The 17984-nt window shown below is 50.1% G+C and carries 17 protein-coding genes; 13 read left to right on the top strand and 4 right to left on the bottom strand.

The window, feature by feature from the left end:
• Positions 1-7 precede the first annotated feature (7 nt).
• From G8768_RS19735 to G8768_RS19720, 4 genes are all read left to right on the top strand, one after another.
• A complete protein-coding gene (locus G8768_RS19735) occupies positions 8-985 on the top strand; it encodes a threonine dehydratase (protein WP_184679409.1) in 978 nt (325 codons plus the stop codon).
• A complete protein-coding gene (locus G8768_RS19730; RefSeq protein WP_166843301.1) occupies positions 982-1368 on the top strand; it encodes a VOC family protein in 387 nt (128 codons plus the stop codon). Before G8768_RS19735 ends, G8768_RS19730 begins: the two co-directional genes overlap by 4 nt.
• 95 nt (positions 1369-1463) lie before the next feature.
• Complete coding sequence (locus tag G8768_RS19725; RefSeq protein ID WP_166843302.1) at positions 1464-2030, top strand: YbhB/YbcL family Raf kinase inhibitor-like protein; 567 nt, start codon at positions 1464-1466, stop codon at positions 2028-2030.
• Between the two features lie 213 nt (positions 2031-2243).
• Positions 2244-3059, top strand: a complete 816-nt coding sequence (locus tag G8768_RS19720; protein ID WP_166843303.1) for a helix-turn-helix transcriptional regulator — start codon at positions 2244-2246, stop codon at positions 3057-3059.
• A 46-nt stretch (positions 3060-3105) separates the two neighbouring features.
• Here the strand turns inward: G8768_RS19720 and G8768_RS19715 are convergent, their stop codons facing one another.
• Positions 3106-3573 carry an Lrp/AsnC ligand binding domain-containing protein gene (locus G8768_RS19715; RefSeq protein ID WP_166843304.1) on the bottom strand — a complete coding sequence of 156 codons (468 nt, stop codon included), beginning with the start codon at positions 3571-3573 and terminating at the stop codon, positions 3106-3108.
• 208 nt (positions 3574-3781) lie between these two features.
• On the opposite strand from G8768_RS19715, the gene G8768_RS19710 reads away from it, so the two are divergent.
• The 5 genes from G8768_RS19710 to G8768_RS19690 all read left to right on the top strand — a co-directional run bounded on the left by G8768_RS19710 (position 3782) and on the right by G8768_RS19690 (position 8940).
• Positions 3782-4843 (top strand): Glu/Leu/Phe/Val dehydrogenase, encoded by a 1062-nt coding sequence (locus G8768_RS19710; RefSeq protein WP_166843305.1) that lies wholly within the window; start codon positions 3782-3784, stop codon positions 4841-4843.
• Positions 4844-5067: 224 nt separating this feature from the next.
• The gene (locus tag G8768_RS19705; protein WP_166843306.1) at positions 5068-5763 is read left to right on the top strand and encodes a tetratricopeptide repeat protein; all 696 of its coding nucleotides are present in this window, start codon (positions 5068-5070) and stop codon (positions 5761-5763) included.
• A gap of 113 nt (positions 5764-5876) precedes the next feature.
• Positions 5877-6989 (top strand): sensor histidine kinase, encoded by a 1113-nt coding sequence (locus tag G8768_RS19700; protein WP_166843307.1) that lies wholly within the window; start codon positions 5877-5879, stop codon positions 6987-6989.
• Position 6990: 1 nt separating this feature from the next.
• On the top strand, positions 6991-7593 hold the full coding sequence (locus G8768_RS19695; protein WP_166843308.1) for a response regulator transcription factor: 603 nt from the start codon (positions 6991-6993) through the stop codon (positions 7591-7593).
• 132 nt (positions 7594-7725) lie between these two features.
• Positions 7726-8940 (top strand): M24 family metallopeptidase, encoded by a 1215-nt coding sequence (locus tag G8768_RS19690; protein ID WP_166843309.1) that lies wholly within the window; start codon positions 7726-7728, stop codon positions 8938-8940.
• A 57-nt stretch (positions 8941-8997) separates the two neighbouring features.
• On the opposite strand, the gene G8768_RS19685 is transcribed toward G8768_RS19690, so the two are convergent.
• Both G8768_RS19685 and G8768_RS19680 read right to left on the bottom strand, forming a co-directional pair.
• On the bottom strand, positions 8998-9639 hold the full coding sequence (locus G8768_RS19685) for a response regulator transcription factor (RefSeq protein WP_166843310.1): 642 nt from the start codon (positions 9637-9639) through the stop codon (positions 8998-9000).
• A 1-nt stretch (position 9640) separates the two neighbouring features.
• Entirely contained in the window at positions 9641-10747 is a 1107-nt protein-coding gene (locus G8768_RS19680) for a sensor histidine kinase (protein ID WP_166843311.1), read from the bottom strand.
• A 230-nt stretch (positions 10748-10977) separates the two neighbouring features.
• Between G8768_RS19680 and G8768_RS19675 the strand changes: the two genes are divergently transcribed.
• The 3 genes from G8768_RS19675 to G8768_RS19665 all read left to right on the top strand — a co-directional run bounded on the left by G8768_RS19675 (position 10978) and on the right by G8768_RS19665 (position 13912).
• Positions 10978-11430: a DUF2141 domain-containing protein gene (locus G8768_RS19675; protein WP_166843312.1), complete on the top strand. Its 453-nt coding sequence runs from the start codon at positions 10978-10980 to the stop codon at positions 11428-11430.
• A 13-nt stretch (positions 11431-11443) separates the two neighbouring features.
• Positions 11444-12901, top strand: a complete 1458-nt coding sequence (locus tag G8768_RS19670; protein WP_166843313.1) for a carotenoid oxygenase family protein — start codon at positions 11444-11446, stop codon at positions 12899-12901.
• A gap of 327 nt (positions 12902-13228) precedes the next feature.
• A complete protein-coding gene (locus tag G8768_RS19665; RefSeq protein ID WP_166843314.1) occupies positions 13229-13912 on the top strand; it encodes a hypothetical protein in 684 nt (227 codons plus the stop codon).
• A 263-nt stretch (positions 13913-14175) separates the two neighbouring features.
• Here G8768_RS19665 and paaZ read toward each other — a convergent pair whose 3' ends face one another.
• Positions 14176-16227 (bottom strand): phenylacetic acid degradation bifunctional protein PaaZ, encoded by a 2052-nt coding sequence (paaZ, locus tag G8768_RS19660; RefSeq protein ID WP_166843315.1) that lies wholly within the window; start codon positions 16225-16227, stop codon positions 14176-14178.
• Between the two features lie 393 nt (positions 16228-16620).
• On the opposite strand from paaZ, the gene paaK reads away from it, so the two are divergent.
• Positions 16621-17922 carry a phenylacetate--CoA ligase PaaK gene (gene paaK / locus G8768_RS19655; RefSeq protein ID WP_341801038.1) on the top strand — a complete coding sequence of 434 codons (1302 nt, stop codon included), beginning with the start codon at positions 16621-16623 and terminating at the stop codon, positions 17920-17922.
• Positions 17923-17984 lie beyond the last annotated feature (62 nt).

The raw sequence follows: 17984 nt of genomic DNA, 5'->3' as shown, positions 1-17984 counted from the left end.
GGACATCATGACCACCCTGTTTGATCTGCCGACTCTGGAAGCAGCACTGCCCCGGATCTATCAGCATATGACGCCCAGCTCTTGTCGGCATTGGCCTCTGCTGAGCCAGCAACTGGGCTGTGACATTTATCTCAAACACGAAAACCATAACCCCACGGGCGCTTTCAAAGTGCGTGGAGGCCTGGTTTATATGCAAGCCCTCAGCGAGCGACACCCCGAGTTGGAAGGCGTGGTATCAGCAACCCGAGGTAACCATGGCCAATCCATCGCACTTGCCGCCAGCCAGGTTGGATTAAAGACACTGATCGTAGCGCCCGAAGGCAACTCACGGGAAAAAAATGCAGCGATGGAAGCCTTTGGTGCCGAATTACTTCTCGCCGGTAAAGACTTTGATGAATCCCGGAAAATCGCCGAACAGCTTGCCGAAGAAAGACAATGGCACATGGTGCCCTCGTTCCACAAAGACCTGGTATTGGGTGTCGCAAGCTATGCCCTGGAAATGTTCCAACAACACACATTCGATACGGTATATGTTCCTATCGGTATGGGCTCGGGCATCTGCGCGGTCATTACCGTGCGCGACCTTTTGCAGCTGGACACGAAAGTCGTCGGCGTGGTTTCCACGGGTGCTGATGCAATAAAGCAATCTTTTGAGCACAAGCGCATCATACCCACCGACTCAGCAGTCACCTATGCCGATGGCATGGCCTGTCGCGAACCTCAGCAAGACGCCATGGCGATTATCCAGCGCGGTGCGGACCGCATCATTAGCGTCAATGACGATGAAGTGGCCGAAGCACAGAGGCAATTATTTTCAAGTTGTCACACCTTGGCCGAAGGCGCAGGTGCGGCATCACTCGCCGCCTTGCGACAAGAGCGTGACCAACAAGCCGGCAAAAGCATCGGCCTGGTTGTCACCGGAGCCAATATTGATCGAGACTTGTTCAGCCAGGTTTTACAGGGCAAAACACCGAGCGTTTCATGATCCAGGGACTCAATCACATTACCTTGAGCTGCTCCGACCTCAGGCAATCCATCGATTTTTATCAGGATTTTCTGGGTATGAAGCTCGAGCACCAATGGGATAAAGGCGCCTATTTCAGTGCAGGCGAACTCTGGTTTTGCCTGATCGAAAAACCGCACTACCAAGCCCCGCAACAAGGCTATACCCATATCGCCTTCTCGATCCTGCAAAAGGATTTTACCCATTGGAAGGACAAGCTGAAGAAAGCCGAAGTTCAAGAATGGCAAGAGAATAAAAGCGAAGGAGACTCCATTTATTTCCTCGACCCGGATGGCCACCAACTGGAATTGCATGTGGGGAATCTGCAAAGTCGCTTACAGCATGCCATCCAGAAAAATGATTGATTAAGGCGAAGACTTGATTGATATCTGACTAAACTTACAACACAGCAGCTTTATCATATCGGTTCATGTTCAACTCTCCCACGAGGAAATTCCAAATGACCCGAACGTTAGCGTCAATGCTTTTTTTCGCCTCAGCCCTGTCAATCACCGGTCCTGCAACGGCACTTGCTGAAGGCTTTAAACTGATGAGTCAGGATATAGCCCCCGCTCAATTCATGACTAAAAAACAAGAATTCAACGGCTTCGGTTGCGATGGAAAAAATCTCTCTCCCCAACTGTCCTGGAAGAATCCTCCCAAAGGTACAGTGTCCCTTGCAATCACAGCCTATGATCCCGATGCACCCACTGGCAGTGGATGGTGGCACTGGCAATTGGTGAATATTCCCAAGGATGTCACTTTCTTGAATAGCGGAGCTGGAGCCCCGAATGCCAATCTCTCTCCCAAAGGCAGCCGTATCTTGAAGAATGACTACGGTCAAATGGGTTTCGGTGGAGCATGCCCTCCCGAAGGACACGGTGTGCATCGGTATCAATTTACCATCCACGCCCTATCCCAAAAATTGGAGATACCCGAAGGGGCTTCCAGTGCACTGGTCGGCTACTTGATTAACGCAAACACCATTGCTTCCAGTACCCTTGAAGCCCTCTACAAACGAGACTGATAGCCTCCACAAAGGTGCTTTCCCGGAGCACCTCTTGTCTTTCACCGTTGAGCCTCAATACGAATCCGATAGGCCGCGATGTTCCCGTTCGGCATTCCCAAATGACATTGTGTTACTCTGCATTCTGATTAACAATCGGGTGCAGGGCCTGTTGCTGATTTCGATCAGCCGTTACTTGACGACCCTCCATGTTCCTGACGATTCCAGCATTCAATGAATAAAACCATTAGCGCGGCAAAAGCTGCGCTCGCCAAACACAACAAGCTTCCATTTTCCCTGTACTCGGCGGCTCGGGAACAGAAACTATTGAATGTACCTATCACGAACCCTTTACTCATATTGGTTCTGTCGGGAAGCAAAGAGATTGATCACCTTGTTCTGACACCGGGGAAGTTTATTTTTCTGAGCAACACCCCCAAACTCAACATGCGAAACATCCCGAATCCGGGAAACTACTTTTCAATATTGATCGAATTTCAAAGCAGCGATTTTCTTGATTTCCCCCGTACAGACAACGCTGAAACGCACTATATTCAAGGCCCTGTCGATACCCCTCTTGAAACACTGGTGTTGCAATTTATTGAATGGGCCTCTCTTGCTCCCGAAGAGATACTTCACCACAGAAGAAAAGAAATTCTCCATTTGCTCCACCACAGTGGCTATAAAAATGTCGGCAATCTGGCTGAAATCGACAACTTCAGTAATCGAGTCAAAAACATTATTCAAAGTGACTATTCCCGGGAATGGGCAGCGGAGGATTTGGCACTGAAGCTCAATATGAGCCAGTCCAGCATACGGCGAAGACTGCAAACCGAGAACAACAGCATTCAGGCAATCAGAAAGCAGGCAAAATTAAGTCACGGCCTGCATCTGGTACAAACCACGGCATACAGCATCGGTAACATTGCGGAACATTGTGGCTACCAATCCCAGTCTCGTTTTACCGATCAATTCAAAGCCTTGTTTGGTATGACACCCAGCGAACTGAGAAAATCACAGGCTTCCATTCGCCATTCGGAAAACAACTAGGGCCGAAACATCGGCGGCCTTCTTTTAGCGAGCCCGTCACAAATCGCTATATTGCATCCAGGGGCAATTCGGTGCTGAGTTTAATTTCACTCATCGCCACACTGGAGTTAAATTCCTGCACCCCAGGCAATTGCGAAAGCACATCACGGTACAAACGTTCGTAGTGCTCCATATCCTTGGTGACGATACACAACAGGAAATCCACCCGCCCCAACATCACATAGCATTCCGTGACTTCGGGAACTTCGCGGATGCGCTCTTCAAAGGCATGCAGCTCCTGACGACCATTGGCGGTCAGTTTTACTTCGGTATAAATCACCGTATTCAAGCCCAACTTCTGTCGGTTCAGGAGACCAACGCGAGCCCGAATGTACCCTTCATCCTCCAGGCGCTTGATTCGTCGCCAGCACGGAGGTTGGGAAAGGTTCACCTGCTCGGCGATTTCCGAGGCCGTCAAACTGGCATCCCTTTGAATCAATTTAAGAATTTTTCGATCGATTTTATCCAGATTCACAGTTTTTACTCCCCACAACGCCTCCCAGAACCATTGAGAATATTTTATACCCAAATGAGACAATATAAGTATAACCAATTCATAAAAAAGCGGTTTTCGCTAAATAAAGGCATAAATCTTACATGGCATTCAGATTATATTGGGCAGTTCGAGGGCTGAAAAATGCCCCCTAAACAAGAAGAAATATTGAGAAGACCGAGGCGAGACTATGTCTGTTTTTGACCATCCAGATTTTGATCAACACGAACAGGTGGCATTTTTTAACCACCCGGCATCTGGATTAAAGGCTATTGTAGCTATTCACAACACCAATCTGGGCCCCGCCCTGGGCGGCTGTCGCATGTGGCCCTATGCCTCGTTTCAACATGCCCTAACCGATGTTCTGCGCTTGTCCAAAGGCATGACTTATAAATCCGCCGTTGCCGGTTTACAGCTGGGTGGTGGTAAGTGTGTGATCATCGGCGATCCACGTCAGGACAAAAGCGAAAGCATGCTGCTGGCTTTGGGCGAGTATATTAATGGTTTGTCCGGAGCGTACATTACCGCCGAAGATTCCGGTACCAGCGTGCCGGATATGGAAGTGATTTCCCGCAGCACCAACTATGTGGCCGGTATCAATCCCGAAGGCGAACATGGTGGTGATCCATCTCCAACGACCGCCTACGGCACCTTTGTCGGCCTGAAAGCTGCGGTAAAGCATCGCTTCAATCAGAACGATCTTAATGGCCTGACCGTTGCCATTCAGGGAGTCGGTAATGTCGGCTTCCATTTGGCCCGCCACTTAAAAGACGCCGGTGCTGAACTGGTGGTCAGTGATATCTTTGCGCAAAACAGCGAACGTGCGGCCGAGCAATTGGGGGCTCGCGTTGTGGCTCCGACTGAAATCTACGGTGTGGATGCCGATGTTTTTGCGCCCTGTGCACTGGGGGGCAGCATCAATCAAGATACCGTCCAGGAACTGAAGGCCAAAGTTATCGCAGGCGCCGCCAATAACCAGCTGGCTCAACCTCAGGTTGCAGAAACCCTGCTGGAAAACGGCATCCTTTATACCCCGGACTACGTTCTGAACGCTGGTGGCATTATCGATATCGCCTATCAACGTGAAGACAAGAGTCGGGAAGAAATGCTGGCCCATGTTGATACCATCGGCCATACCCTGGAAGAAATCTTCATCCGCGCTGAAGAACAAGGCCTGCCGACCAATATCGTTGCCGATCAGGTCGCCGAGCAGCGTTTTATCAGTCAGCCCGCTATGAAAGCTGCCAGCTAAACGTATTGATAGGCGGGCCCTGCCCGCCTTCGCTTCTTCACTCTCTTCCTGCAATACCTCTTGATCAGCTCTCTTCTCACAATCGTTGCGATCAGTCTTTCTCTCGCCCATTTATTTGAATGATGACATTTGTCACCCGAAAGTCCTGACAAAGCTCTCTAAAATTTCCCGCTTGCCTTGGCCATACTGATCCCACATTAAACAACAGCCCTCGGGAGATCATTATGAAAAAGCAAATCCTAGCCACGGTTATTGGTATCTTCAGCTTGCACAGCATGAGTGTGCTGGCAGACCAGGCCACCATCAACGACATTGAAGACGCCGCCCGCCAACTGGACACCAATCGTCTGGAGACCCTGACCCAAGCCGCCGATGCCTACGACCGCGCACTGGCCAACTATCGCCTGGCGATCAGCTACAACCTGAAAGCTGATAACGACGCTGCCGAGAATGCGTTGGATCAAGCCATGGACGCGATGGAAAAGCTGACTGAAACCGAGCCAGAGAATGTAGAAGCCTGGGCATTGCTCGGCCACATCTATGGCACCAAGATTGGCTTCAATCCAATGAAAGGCATGTACTACGGCCCGAAAGCCGGCAAGAGCATTGCTAAAGCCAAAGAGCTGGCCCCGGAAAACCCCCGCGTGAATCTGGTTTCCGGTGTGAGCGATTATTTTTCTCCCGCGATTTTCGGTGGCAGCAAAACCAGCGCCATCAAATCACTGAGCGCCGCAATTAACCAATACGCCGACGATCAGTCTTCCGGTTATCACTGGGGATTGGCAGAAGCATACGTCTGGCGTGGTCTGGCTCAAATGGAACTGGGCGAAAGCGGTAAAGCATTAAACGACTGGCGAGCCGCAGTCGCCATCGAGCCTGACTTTCACTGGGCCAACTCACTGATCGAAAAACATCAGTAGGTTCGACATCCCCGCGTCGCTGTGAGACACCCTACATCATGCCCCTCATGAAAAGGGTGCTTTACAGCAGCAACGCAATCGCTAAAAATTACCGCCCCAAACAAGGAAATCCTATGTCCAGTAATTACATGCCTCCCCTCAATGCACCTCGAGCACAGAAGTGGAATTTGATTTCCTTATTGTTTTCCCTGTTTTATTTTTTACCGGCGTTCGTCTCTATAAATTCCCTGGTTCCCCTGGACTGGGTGAAAATTGTCCTGGGCTATGTAAGCTTTCTGGGTTTGTACTTCTGGGGCTTAAATTCCGATACCAAGAACGCACTCTACCCAATTCTTGCCATCTTGTTGTGTTGTGTACTTCTTTCTTTTTTCACACCGGGCACTAATGCGCTGTTCGGATTTGCCATGTTTTTAACGGCCTATTATTTTCCGTTCAAAAAAGGCATCTGGTTTCTGGTGCTGGCACTTGGCCTCGAAGTGTTTGTCTTTGCCTATCTGCGTAATTACAACTTTATGTTTTTGGGCATTGCGATGTTTCTGAGCATTGCCTTATACATCAATGCCGCCTTTGTACGAAAAGACATTCAGCACCGTTTTACAGAGGCACGGGATCAGGAGCAAATTCAACAATTGGCCACCATTGCCGAGCGCGAGCGCATCAGCCGTGACCTGCACGACTTACTCGGTCACAGCCTGTCCAGCATTGCCCTGAAAGCCGAGCTGGCTGAAAAATTGATCAAAGCCGGCCAGCAGGATAATGCCATGAAGGAAATTGCCGAAGTCGCGCAACTCAGTCGCGGAGCATTGAGCGAAGTACGCGAAAGTGTTTCCGGCCTGAAAAAAACCGGCATTGCCGCGGAATTCAAAGTCATGTGCGAACGCCTGCAAAGCGCCGGCTTCACGTCTGAATGTCTCAATAATCTGCCCACGGAGCATAAGCTGAGCCCGGAACTGGAAACAACACTGATTCTATTATTGAAAGAAGCCAGCACGAATATTCTTCGCCACAGCCAGGGCGACAAAGCTCGACTGGAACTGGATTGTCAAAACTCGGCCCTTACCATGAGCATTTGGGATAACGGGAATGCCGGTGAAATCATCGAAGGCAACGGTATTTCAGGCATGAAGGATCGCTGCGCCCAAGTTGGGGCCGAATACAATATTCAATCCAGTGCCAAGGGCACATTGATCACAGTCCGCAAAGAACTCGCAGAGGAAGAGGTATAGCATGACCAAGGTGTTAATTGTGGAAGACCAGGCGTTGGTTCGCGGAGCCATCAGTGCCCTCCTGCAACTGGAAGAAGGTTTGGAGGTTATTGGCCAGGCCGAAGATGGTGTGCAGGCTCTGGAAATGATCAAAGCTGAGCAACCCGATCTGGTTCTCAGTGATATCGAAATGCCCAATATGACAGGACTCGAGCTGGTGGAGAAGATTCGACAGGATTATCCTGCGGTAAAGACCGCCATCATGACCACCTTTTCACGCGCGGGTTACATTCGCCGAGCGATTGAAGCGGGTGTCGGCGGTTTTATTCTGAAAGAAGCACCCTCTGATTCATTGCTGGCCGCCATCCAGCAAATTATGCAGGGAAAAACCGTAATCGATCCAGAGCTAGCGCTGAGCGCTCTGGGGGACAATGACCCACTCACCGACAAAGAGCGTAAGGCCCTGCGTCTGGCCGGTGAAGGACTGAAAACCAGCGAAATCGCCGGCAAGCTTTTCCTCTCTGAAGGCACCGTGCGCAATTACCTGTCCGAAGCCATCGCCAAACTCAACGCCAGCAATCGCATCGACGCCGCACGCATCGCCAAGCAAAAAGGCTGGCTCTAATCCAAATTATATGCGGCAAAGTTCTCGTTTGCCGCATTCTCCTTTGGGAAGCTCCCTGAAAACCGCTACACCTTTGCAGCATTAGCCATAATAATAAGCAGCAGATAAACACAACCATAGCCGGAGAGAAGCATGACCATAGGTGTAGGAGGCTCCAGCCCGGAAGCGGAGCTGGCCAAACTCAGCAATATGACAGGCGATATCACGCCGATTGCCAAAGAAGAATTTTTACAACGCCAACAGCGCGCCTGCCAGTTAATGCAGGAGCAAGGTGTTGCCGCCTGCTATTTGAACGCGGGCACTAACCTGTATTATTTCACCGGTTTAAAGTGGTACGCCAGTGAACGTCTGGTCGGCGCAGTTTTATTGGCCAACGGCGAGCTGCACTATATTGCCCCTCACTTTGAAGAGAATTCCCTGCGCGACTTTATGCTGATCGATGCCCCTTTCCACGGCTGGCACGAACATGAAAGTCCCCATGCCCTTCTGGGCGAGGTCCTGCGCGGACGCGGCATTGATTCCGGCAAGCTTGGCATTGACGATTCCGCTGGGTTTTTCCAGGTCGACGCCATTGCTAAAGCCAATCCACATTTGGACATTATTAATGGCAACAGCGTCAGCACCGCTTGCCGCCAACAAAAATCCAACGCCGAACTCGCCCTGATGCAACGTGCCAAAGATATGACCATCGAGGTACACAAGGCCGCCGCACGAATTCTACGCCCTGGCATCAGCACGACGGAAGTCACCCAGTTTATTAATGAAGCGCACAAAAAAGTGGGCGCCAGCGGCTCTTCTTTTTGCATCGTACTGTTTGGTTTGGCCAGCAGCTTTCCACACGGCGTAAAAGACCCGCAGATTCTTCAAGAGAACGATTGGGTGCTGATCGACACAGGTTGCCTCGTTGAAGGCTACAACTCAGACATTACCCGCAGCTACGCCTATGGCGAAGCCACCGAGCGCCAGCGTCAAGCCTGGCAGGTTGAAAAAGATGCCCAAGCGGCCGCCTTTGCCGCAGCGCAGCTTGGTCAACCTTGCGAAGCCGCCGACAACGCCGCCCGTGAAGCTCTGGAAGGCGCCGGTTTTGGCCCGGACTATGAACTGCCGGGTTTGCCCCACCGCACCGGTCACGGTTGCGGTATCGATATTCACGAGGGGCCCTACCTGGTTCGTGGCGATAAAACACCACTGGCGCCCGGCATGGTCTTCTCCAATGAGCCCATGCTGGTGTTACCCGGCGAGTTTGGTGTGCGCTTGGAAGACCACTTTTATATGGGCGAAGATGGCCCGGTATGGTTTACCGAACCCAGCCATTCTGTTGATGACCCCTTCGGATACGAAGCCTGATTTTTATCCCGCTTCTGTGTCAGTGGCGGCAATGGGATTGCCGCCGCTATTTCTTATTTAATCCAGCAACTTCCATCGCAAAGCTTTAACCACAGCCTGAGTGCGATCCCGCGCTTCCATTTTTTGCAATATGGTGGAGATATGATTTTTCACCGTGCCTTCAGACAGAAACACCGCACCGGCAATTTCTTTATTGCTAAAACCTGCCGCGATGTAGCGGAGAATCTGCCGCTCCTTATCGTTGAGTTCCTCCAACAACAGTGGTCGACTCAACTGCTCGTCGTCGATGCTCTGTAAGGCATCGTTTTGCAGTAACTCAGGTTCCGCCAGAAAACCTCCACCGGCAACGGTCTCCACGGCCTTATGCAGTTTTTCCAGGCTGACATCTTTCAACAGAAAGCCGTTTGCCCCGGCACGCAGAGCTTGAATAAACAGCTGATGTTCATCAAAGGTGGTGAGCATCAATATTGCGGTGTTATCACCTTTATCGCGCAAGGCCTGCACAAAAGCGATGCCATCCATTTTAGGCATGCGAATATCGCTGATGATGATGTCGACCGGCTGTTCCGACAGTTTATCCAGAGCCTCCTGGCCATTGCTGGCTTCCCAGGACATTTCAAAATGTTCATTAAGTTGCAATAAACGGCTGACACCTTCTCGAATTAAGGCCTGATCGTCTACGAGTGCTATCGATATCATTTTAACGACTTACCGCTGTGATTAAATTTAAGTCCATACCCTGTCCATTCGGGCTGAGTTCAACCGAACCGCCATACTCTTTCAGGCGTTCCCGCATCCCTAATAAACCACTGCCCGCCTGCCATTGCTGTATAGAGCGGCCATTATCGCGCACCTTTAGCTGCAAAGGTGCTGCACTCGGGCTGGAGATTTCAATTCGGTCGGCCCCGCCATGTCTTAGCGCATTGCTGATCGCTTCCTGCATGCAGAAAGCAAGTTGCTCCCCCAACTCCGGGTCATTAACGGGTAAAGACTCCGGGTACAGCAACTGAATATTTTTCGGCAGCGAGGTTTGTAGTCGTTTGAGCACTTCGACCAACTCAATCTCGCCTTGCTGTCGGGTGGCTTTTACAATTTCCCGCAACTGCCCCAAGGTTCCTTTTACCTGCTCGCCCAACTCCGCTCGCCAGGGCTCGAAGGACTCCGGGTTTTGATGCTTGGCATGCTCCAACTGCAAACTGAGGGCTGTCAATCGATGGCCGATGCTATCGTGCAAATCCCGAGCAATTCTCAAACGCTCCTGCTGCTGGCTTTGCTGGGCCAGTAGAGCCTGGGTGGCGTGCAATTTCAGGTTGACTGCCTCCAGTTCTTCCTTGTTTTCCTTGGCTTCTTTTCTTGCCTGACTGGAAGAACCTGCAAACAACTGAAAGCCCAGGAACATCACAAGGCTCAAGGTATGCAGAGGCATTTCGGAGTAAAAGCTCGAATAGACAAAAAACGGGATGTTCACCAATACCAGAAGAATATGGCTGTAGCGCCCGGCCACGTAGGGCACCTGTCCTGCGGTGACCACCAACAGGACCATAATAGGTTCGAAGGGAAAACCCACAAACAAGTAAAACGCACAGACGATCTGTACCGCCATCAAGCCGCGTAACATCAGCTTGGACTGGATATCTTCCAGAAAGCATAACCAGGTAAAAGCAGACATAAACACTGTAAAGCCAATCGCGCGACCAACGTTCCAGACCGGATTGATTTTATAGTCGACAATCGCCACCACTAATATGGTCAGCAACCCGCTGGCAATCAAAGCCAGCTCTCCCAAAGTCATCCTCGTGTTCTTCATGGTATTCCTGCTTTATTACATTTCTCTCAATACTATCACTGAACGCACCCTGCCCCAGACATCGGATGGCTCAATGTAGCTGAACATTATAGGAAGTTGTCGATTGTTCTCAGGTGCCAAAAGTCATGTTTTCAGCTGGTCAATGTCATGACTTTTGGCAACTGTGTGAAAACGCTTCTGGAGAGATACTGCTCACCACTGAAACGCAACTCACATCTGGAGAGATCACCATGAAACGCTTAAGTCATACATCCAAAACCATAACATCCATGCTTGCCCTTTTGGGCCTGGCCTGTAGCCCCTTAACTCTGGCCGAACAGAGCCAACATCAACTGACCCTGCTGATCAAAGGCTACGAGGAAAGCAAAGGAACGACCTATCTGAGCCTTTATGACGATGCCGAGCATTTCAACAAGATGGACGGCAAATCCGTCGCAAATGTCCAGCAGCGCATCAATGGTGACACGCTACGCATCACCTTTCACGACCTGAACGCTGGCGAATATGCGGTGAGCCTGTACCACGATGCCAACAACAACCGTGAGCTGGATCGGAATATGCTCGGAATTCCCAGCGAACCCTATGGTTTTTCCAACGACGCTGGCGCGTTTGGCCCCGCCAAGTTCAACAAGGCGAGCTTTAAGCTGGAAGAAGACAAAACCATCGTAATCAATCTGCGCTAACTGGAGAAATCCCATGCCTAATCGTCGTCAGTTTATTCAACAAATGGGCGCGGCTTCCGCGCTCGGTCTGGGCGCAAAAGCCGGCCTGAGCCTGGCCGGTACCGGTTCCGACACGGCCTTTAATGGCGTGCCCAAGCAGTTCCCTAAAACCCGATTGCGCGTTGAAGGACAATGGCCTGAAGATCTGGTCGGGAATCTGTATCGCAACAGTCCAGCCATGTTGGAACGCGATGGTTTTCAGCACAGCCATCTGTTTGATGGCGACGGCATGATACAACGCTTTACCTTGGAGGGTGGCCAGGTTTACCACCAGGCTCAAATGGTGGCCACCCATAAATACCTCGCCGAAGAAGAAGCCGGCCGCTTCTTGTATCGTGGTTTGGGCAGCAGCCCACCAAACCCTCGATCCTCGCGCAATAATGACACCGCTAATCCCGCCAATATTTCAGTGCGCAAAATGGGAGATAAGCTGTTCGCGCTGTGGGAAGCCGGTTCTGCCTATGAAATTGATCCGGACACTCTGGCCACCTATGGTCGGGTTGATTGGAGCGACGATTTAAAACACCTGCCCTTTTCGGCACATCCATTACGGGATGCGAACGGTGACTGGTGGAATATCGGTTCGTGGATTTACGGTGGCCAGGCCCGAACTATCGTTTACCAATTGGATGCCAAAGCGAACCTAAAGCGCGTAAAAGCCATTCCCATGCAACAGGCGGGTTATATGCACGCCTTTGCTTTGAGCCCGCGTTTTGTCATTCTGGTGAACACAGCCAACATCTACAGTGCCGGGAAAAACTATTTTGACAGTTTCCACTTTGATGCGAAGGGGAAGTCTGAAATTATTTTGCTGGATAAAAATGACCTCAGCGTTTTTAAAACCATCGATATTCCCGCAAACTTTGTATTCCACTTTGGCAATGCTTTTGAATTGGGTGACGAGCTCTGTTTTTCCATGGCCGAATATAAAAATGCAGACGTTATGAGCAAGGGTCTGGGCCTTGGGCCTCAATCTGCCTTCGCCAAAGACGCTACTCAATACAATAGCGAGCTGAATCTGTACCGCATAAATATTAAAACTGGCCGTTGGCGCAAGGAACACAGTCAGCTTTCCATGGAGTTTCCCAACATTAAGGAAAGCCAACCCTTCAAGCCTCAATCCATTATTGGCATGGGGCGGCCTGTTTCTCCGGGATCCAAAACTGATCAAGACTACTTACTCAGCTATCACCCATTAACAGCCGAGCAAGAGGTTTTCGATTTCGGGAAAGGTTTTACGATTGAAGAGCCACTATTCGTACGCAGCAAAAACGGTCAGGAGTATGTTCTACACACATTAGCAAATCGTGACACGCAACAAACCGGGATAGCTCTGTTTCGGGCAGGTCAATTAGCCGCTGGACCCGTCTCCATGGCCTGGGCTGAAGAGCAATTTCCGTTTGGGTTTCATGGATGTTTTGTGGGGGCTTAAATAAGGGATAACCTGGCGATGATGCCCCCTAACCTACTTTAGCCTTTATGGCAGGAACTTCTATCATCTTGACATAAGTATCATTGGCTTAGGATCATGGGAGAAAAACAAAGGAGCATTTTCTCCCATTACACGCCACCTGCCGCAGCTGTACAATCACCGCTAGCATTTAGGTATCATGCTTCACCAGAGAAGCAAGAACTTTCGGACTAATGTTATTATTTTTTGGTATGTTTTAAGCTGGTAAAATCGGAAAGGTAAACTCTCAACCCAGAAAGCTAAAGTACGCGCACAAGTCAATCTCAATCATTAACACATGGAAGATTAATGAAATTTCTAGTCTATATTGTGACCCTGCTGATATTCAGCAAATCCTGGGCAACCAGTTACATGAAGCAAGATATTGCAGTCTACGCCAACAAGGCAGAAATCGTTGCCAGAATTTTTGTCACTGGAGCTGAGATTTATACGGTCAATCATGATGGAAAAATACTAATCTGCGGACAAAAAGTTTCCGCTCAGGTCGCTGAGAGCTATAAGGGAGGCGAAGAAACGGTTGATTTTTTCATTCAGGGGCATATTTTGGATCTAGCTAGTGAATACCTTGTATTCTTAAGAGACTACCAACGCCCAAACGTCGTACACAAAAGCCGCGAAGCACCGCTAAACGAGTCGATAGAACAGGCTCAAAAAAGGTTATGCAGGAAATACTATGTGGGTCTGGAAGCTGATTGGAAAACCGTATCTCAGTTCATGACTCGCCGATCTTCAACTGACAAAGAGTGGCAGGAGTGGATTACTCCAGCTTATATCGTCAAAATCCCAAAATCCGCCGATATCGAATTCCAGTCTATTAAACTTAGAGCACTCAAAGTCAACGGTGAGATAGTAGAAAAGGACTACTGGAATCTAGGCAACGATATTGTAATCCCCCACATATTCTGGATGTACAAAGGTGTTTACCGTTGGAAAGATTACAAAAAGCATCTCTTAAAAGAACTAAAAGGGTAAATTAAAGATTTGTCGGATAAAGCTTAAAACCATGCGAATGGATTATTCTTTAACAAGCCAATACTAATTGGCTGGTGTTTCCCAATAAAGGCTATTATGTGTATGGAAATCAGGCTCTTTGTCCGTCGATGTATGGCTGGTTTTTGTCTCGCATAGCGCTTATTTACAACTAATCGGTTCCCGAACACCCATAAAAAAAGCCGCGCAAAGCGCGGCTTAAAGTTACTGCGGGAATCGTTGCAAGGCGTCTAGCGGGAAGAAAATCAGTCTTCTTCGCGCTCGACCAGAGTCATGATGTTGTAAAGTGCCACTGGCTCGTCGTGTTGGTTGCGAACTTCCACATCCCAAACCACAACACCATTCGCTTTATCTTCATCCGGGCGCTTGTCTTTCTTGATTTTCTTCTTACAAGTCAGTCGAGTCTGGATGGTGTCACCAATACCAACAGGCTCTACAAAGCGCAGATTTTCAAGGCCGTAGTTAGCCAATACCGGGCCTGGGGCCGGGTCAACGAACATGCCGGCTGCAGCACTGATAATGAAATAACCGTGAGCAACACGTTTTCCGAACAAAGAATCCGCGACGGCGGTTTCATCAAAGTGTGCGTAAAAGTGATCGCCGGAAATACAACCGAAATTAACGATGTCAGCTTCCGTCACAGTGCGTTTATGGGTAATCAAGGTATCCCCGATACGTACTTCATTGAAGTTTTTACGGAACGGGTGAATCTTGTCAATCAGCTGCTCGGATCCCGGGTTAAACTCTTTGGTGATTGCGGTCATCGTTGTTGGAGACGCCTGAATCGCCGTGCGCTGCATGTAGTGCTTCACGGAACGCAAACCACCGAGTTCCTCACCACCACCGGCGCGACCCGGACCACCGTGTACCAGCGTTGGCATGGGTGAACCGTGACCTGTCGATTCTTTTGCGCAATCCTGATTTAAAACCAGCATACGACCGTGGTAAGACGCGGTACTCAAAATCACTTTCGCCGCTTCCTGATCATCCGCGGTAACCAGCGAACCTGCCAGGCTGCCTTTACCCATTTTGGCAAGCTCAATCGCTTCTTCCGTGGTGTCGTAAGGCATCATAGTGGTGACGGGGCCAAAAGCTTCCACCGAGTGAGGAATTTCGCTGTTAAGCGGCTGGTCGCAGTACAAAACCGTGCTTGGGAAAAACGCACCTTTGGATTTATCCGCACCGACCACATCAAAATCATCGCTGCCACCGTAAACCACTTCGGCGGCTTCGCAGAGATTATTCACCGCAGAACGCACATCGTTCATTTGGTCGCGCCCCACCAGTGAACCCATGCGCACACCTTCTGCAGCCGGGTCACCGATTTTGATGCCGTCCAAACGCTTAGCCAAAGCTTCCTGCACCGCTTCAACGCGATTGCGAGGCACAATCGTACGGCGAATCGCGGTACATTTCTGACCCGCTTTGGTGGTCATTTCTTTGGCTACTTCTTTAATAAACAAATCGAATTCAGGGCTGCCTGGCTCAACACCGGCACCTAAAATACAACAGTTCAATGAATCTGCTTCCATGGTAAATGGAATGGACTTGCCGATAATGTTTGGATGGGAACGCAGCATTTGGCCTGTCGATGCGGAACCGGTAAAGGTCACAACATCCTGCTCGTTTAAACGATCCAGCGTGTCACCGACACTGCCACAAATTAACTGAATGGCGCCGTCTGGCAGAATACCGGAATCGATAATTTCTTTAACCATCACCTCGGTCAGGTAAGAGGACGCCGTCGCCGGTTTGATAATAACGGGCATGCCTGCCGCAATGCTGGGCGCCATTTTTTCCAGAAAGCCCCAGCACGGGAAGTTAAAAGCATTGATGTGAACAGCCACACCTTCTTTCGGGACCAGAACGTGGCGACCAATAAACGTACCGTTGGCAGACAGACGTTCTACGCCGTCTTCCAGCCAAAAAGTTTCATTGGGCATTTCACGGCGAACCAGCGAGGAATAAGTAAACAAAGTACCCAAACCACCTTCAATATCCACCCAGCTATCGGCTTTGGTAGCACCGGTCCAGGCCGATACGGCGTAGAATTTATCCTTTATGGACATCAGATGCTGGGCCAGCGCTTTCAAACGATTGGCGCGTTCGTGTGAAGTCATTGCACGCAATGCGCGACCACCCACGGTGCGACCGTAATCCAGAGCCGCTTGGAAATCGACACCTTTACTGCTCACGCTGGCAATGGCATCACCGTTGATGGCGTTATACACCATCACTCCATCATCTTGACCTTCCAGCCATTGTCCGTTGACGTAACTCTGCAGCTTTTTGCTCATCTAGGCCTCACATTGATTGTTTGGGTTAACACTGGACAGGGTCGACAATGAGCGACACCGACACGTTTATTCTTGTAGATATTGGCGCGAAAGATTCAGGAAAACCAATGGCATCGGCTTCCACGGCTCCGCGTAAGTTGAAAAAAGTATATGATACAAAAATAGTGCTTACAACGGATTTTTCGTGTTATATTTGATTGAAATCAGGGCGAGCCCGCTGTGATTGTGTTGCCAAAAATAAAATATTGCATGTAAATCAATAACTTATAAAATTTAGCGATGCACACAGAAAACAATAAACGTCCAAACGTCACAACGATAACTCGAGACCCAAGCCTAAATAACCGGGTTTCTCCATAAAATTATTCCGGATCTAGCACCTGGAGGCAGACAGTGACCAGAGAAGTGATAAGCGATGAGCTTGAATCCATCGAGAAAGCCAGCATTGATGAATTGCGTGCTGTGCAATTGGAAAGAATGCAGAAAAGCCTGCACCACGCTTATGAAAATTCCCCCCATTATCGCAAAGCATTCGATGCCCATGGTGTACACCCCAGCGATCTAAAACAGCTTTCCGACCTGTCCAAGTTCCCGTTTACCACCAAACAGGATCTGCGTGAGAACTACCCTTTCGGCATGTTCGCCACCCCCATGGACGATATCGTTCGTGTTCACGCATCCAGTGGAACTACCGGTCAACCCACTGTGGTTGGCTACACACAAAACGATATTGATACCTGGGCCAATGTGGTTGCCCGCTCCATCCGCGCCGCCGGTGGACGCCGCAAAGATATGGTTCATGTCGCTTACGGCTATGGCCTGTTTACCGGTGGTCTGGGTGCGCACTATGGTGCTGAGCGCCTGGGTTGTACCGTGATTCCCATGTCCGGCGGTCAAACAGAGAAGCAGGTTCAGCTCATTAAGGATTTCAATCCCAATATCATTATGGTCACCCCCTCTTATATGCTGAACATCGCTGATGAGATGGAGCGCCAGGGCATCGATCCGCACACATTAAATCTGCGTCTGGGCATCTTCGGTGCCGAGCCGTGGACAGGTTCCATGCGAGAAGAACTGGAACAACGCCTCGGCATTGATGCCATCGACATTTACGGCTTGTCTGAAGTGATGGGGCCTGGTGTAGCAATGGAATGTGCCGAAACCAAAGACGGCCCAACCATTTGGGAAGATCATTTCTATCCGGAAATCATCAATCCGGAAACCGGCGAAGTGCTGCCTGACGGCGAGGAAGGTGAACTGGTTTTCACCAGCCTGAGCAAAGAAGCTCTGCCGATTATTCGTTATCGCACCCGTGATTTAACGCGTTTGCTGCCCGGTACCGCTCGCACCATGCGCCGCATGGACCGCATTACCGGCCGAAGCGACGATATGTTGATTATCCGTGGTGTCAACGTGTTCCCGACTCAAATCGAAGAACAAATTATCGGTACGGAAGGTTTGGCACCTCACTATCTGATTGAAGTGGACCGCAATGGCAATCTGGACACCATGAGTGTTCAGGTCGAAAGCCAGAACGTGATGGCCGATGAGCAGAAGCAAGGCCTGGCCAAAGAGCTGCAACATCACATCAAATCCATCGTTGGCGTTTCGACCCGCATTGAGATTGTTGAACCCGGTTCCGTTCCGCGCTCCGAAGGCAAGGCCAAGCGAGTGATAGACCATCGCAAACTGTAAGCGCTCTGTGGCCGAACCCTTGTGACACACGATTCGCCTCAAATGAGGCGAATCGGTATTGT

The sequence above is a fragment of the Pseudoteredinibacter isoporae genome (assembly GCF_011602085.1).
GTDB classification, from domain to species: Bacteria; Pseudomonadota; Gammaproteobacteria; order Pseudomonadales; family Cellvibrionaceae; genus Pseudoteredinibacter; species Pseudoteredinibacter isoporae.
Note: the sequence above shows the minus strand (reverse complement) of the source record. Positions and strands in the feature narration are given on the sequence as shown.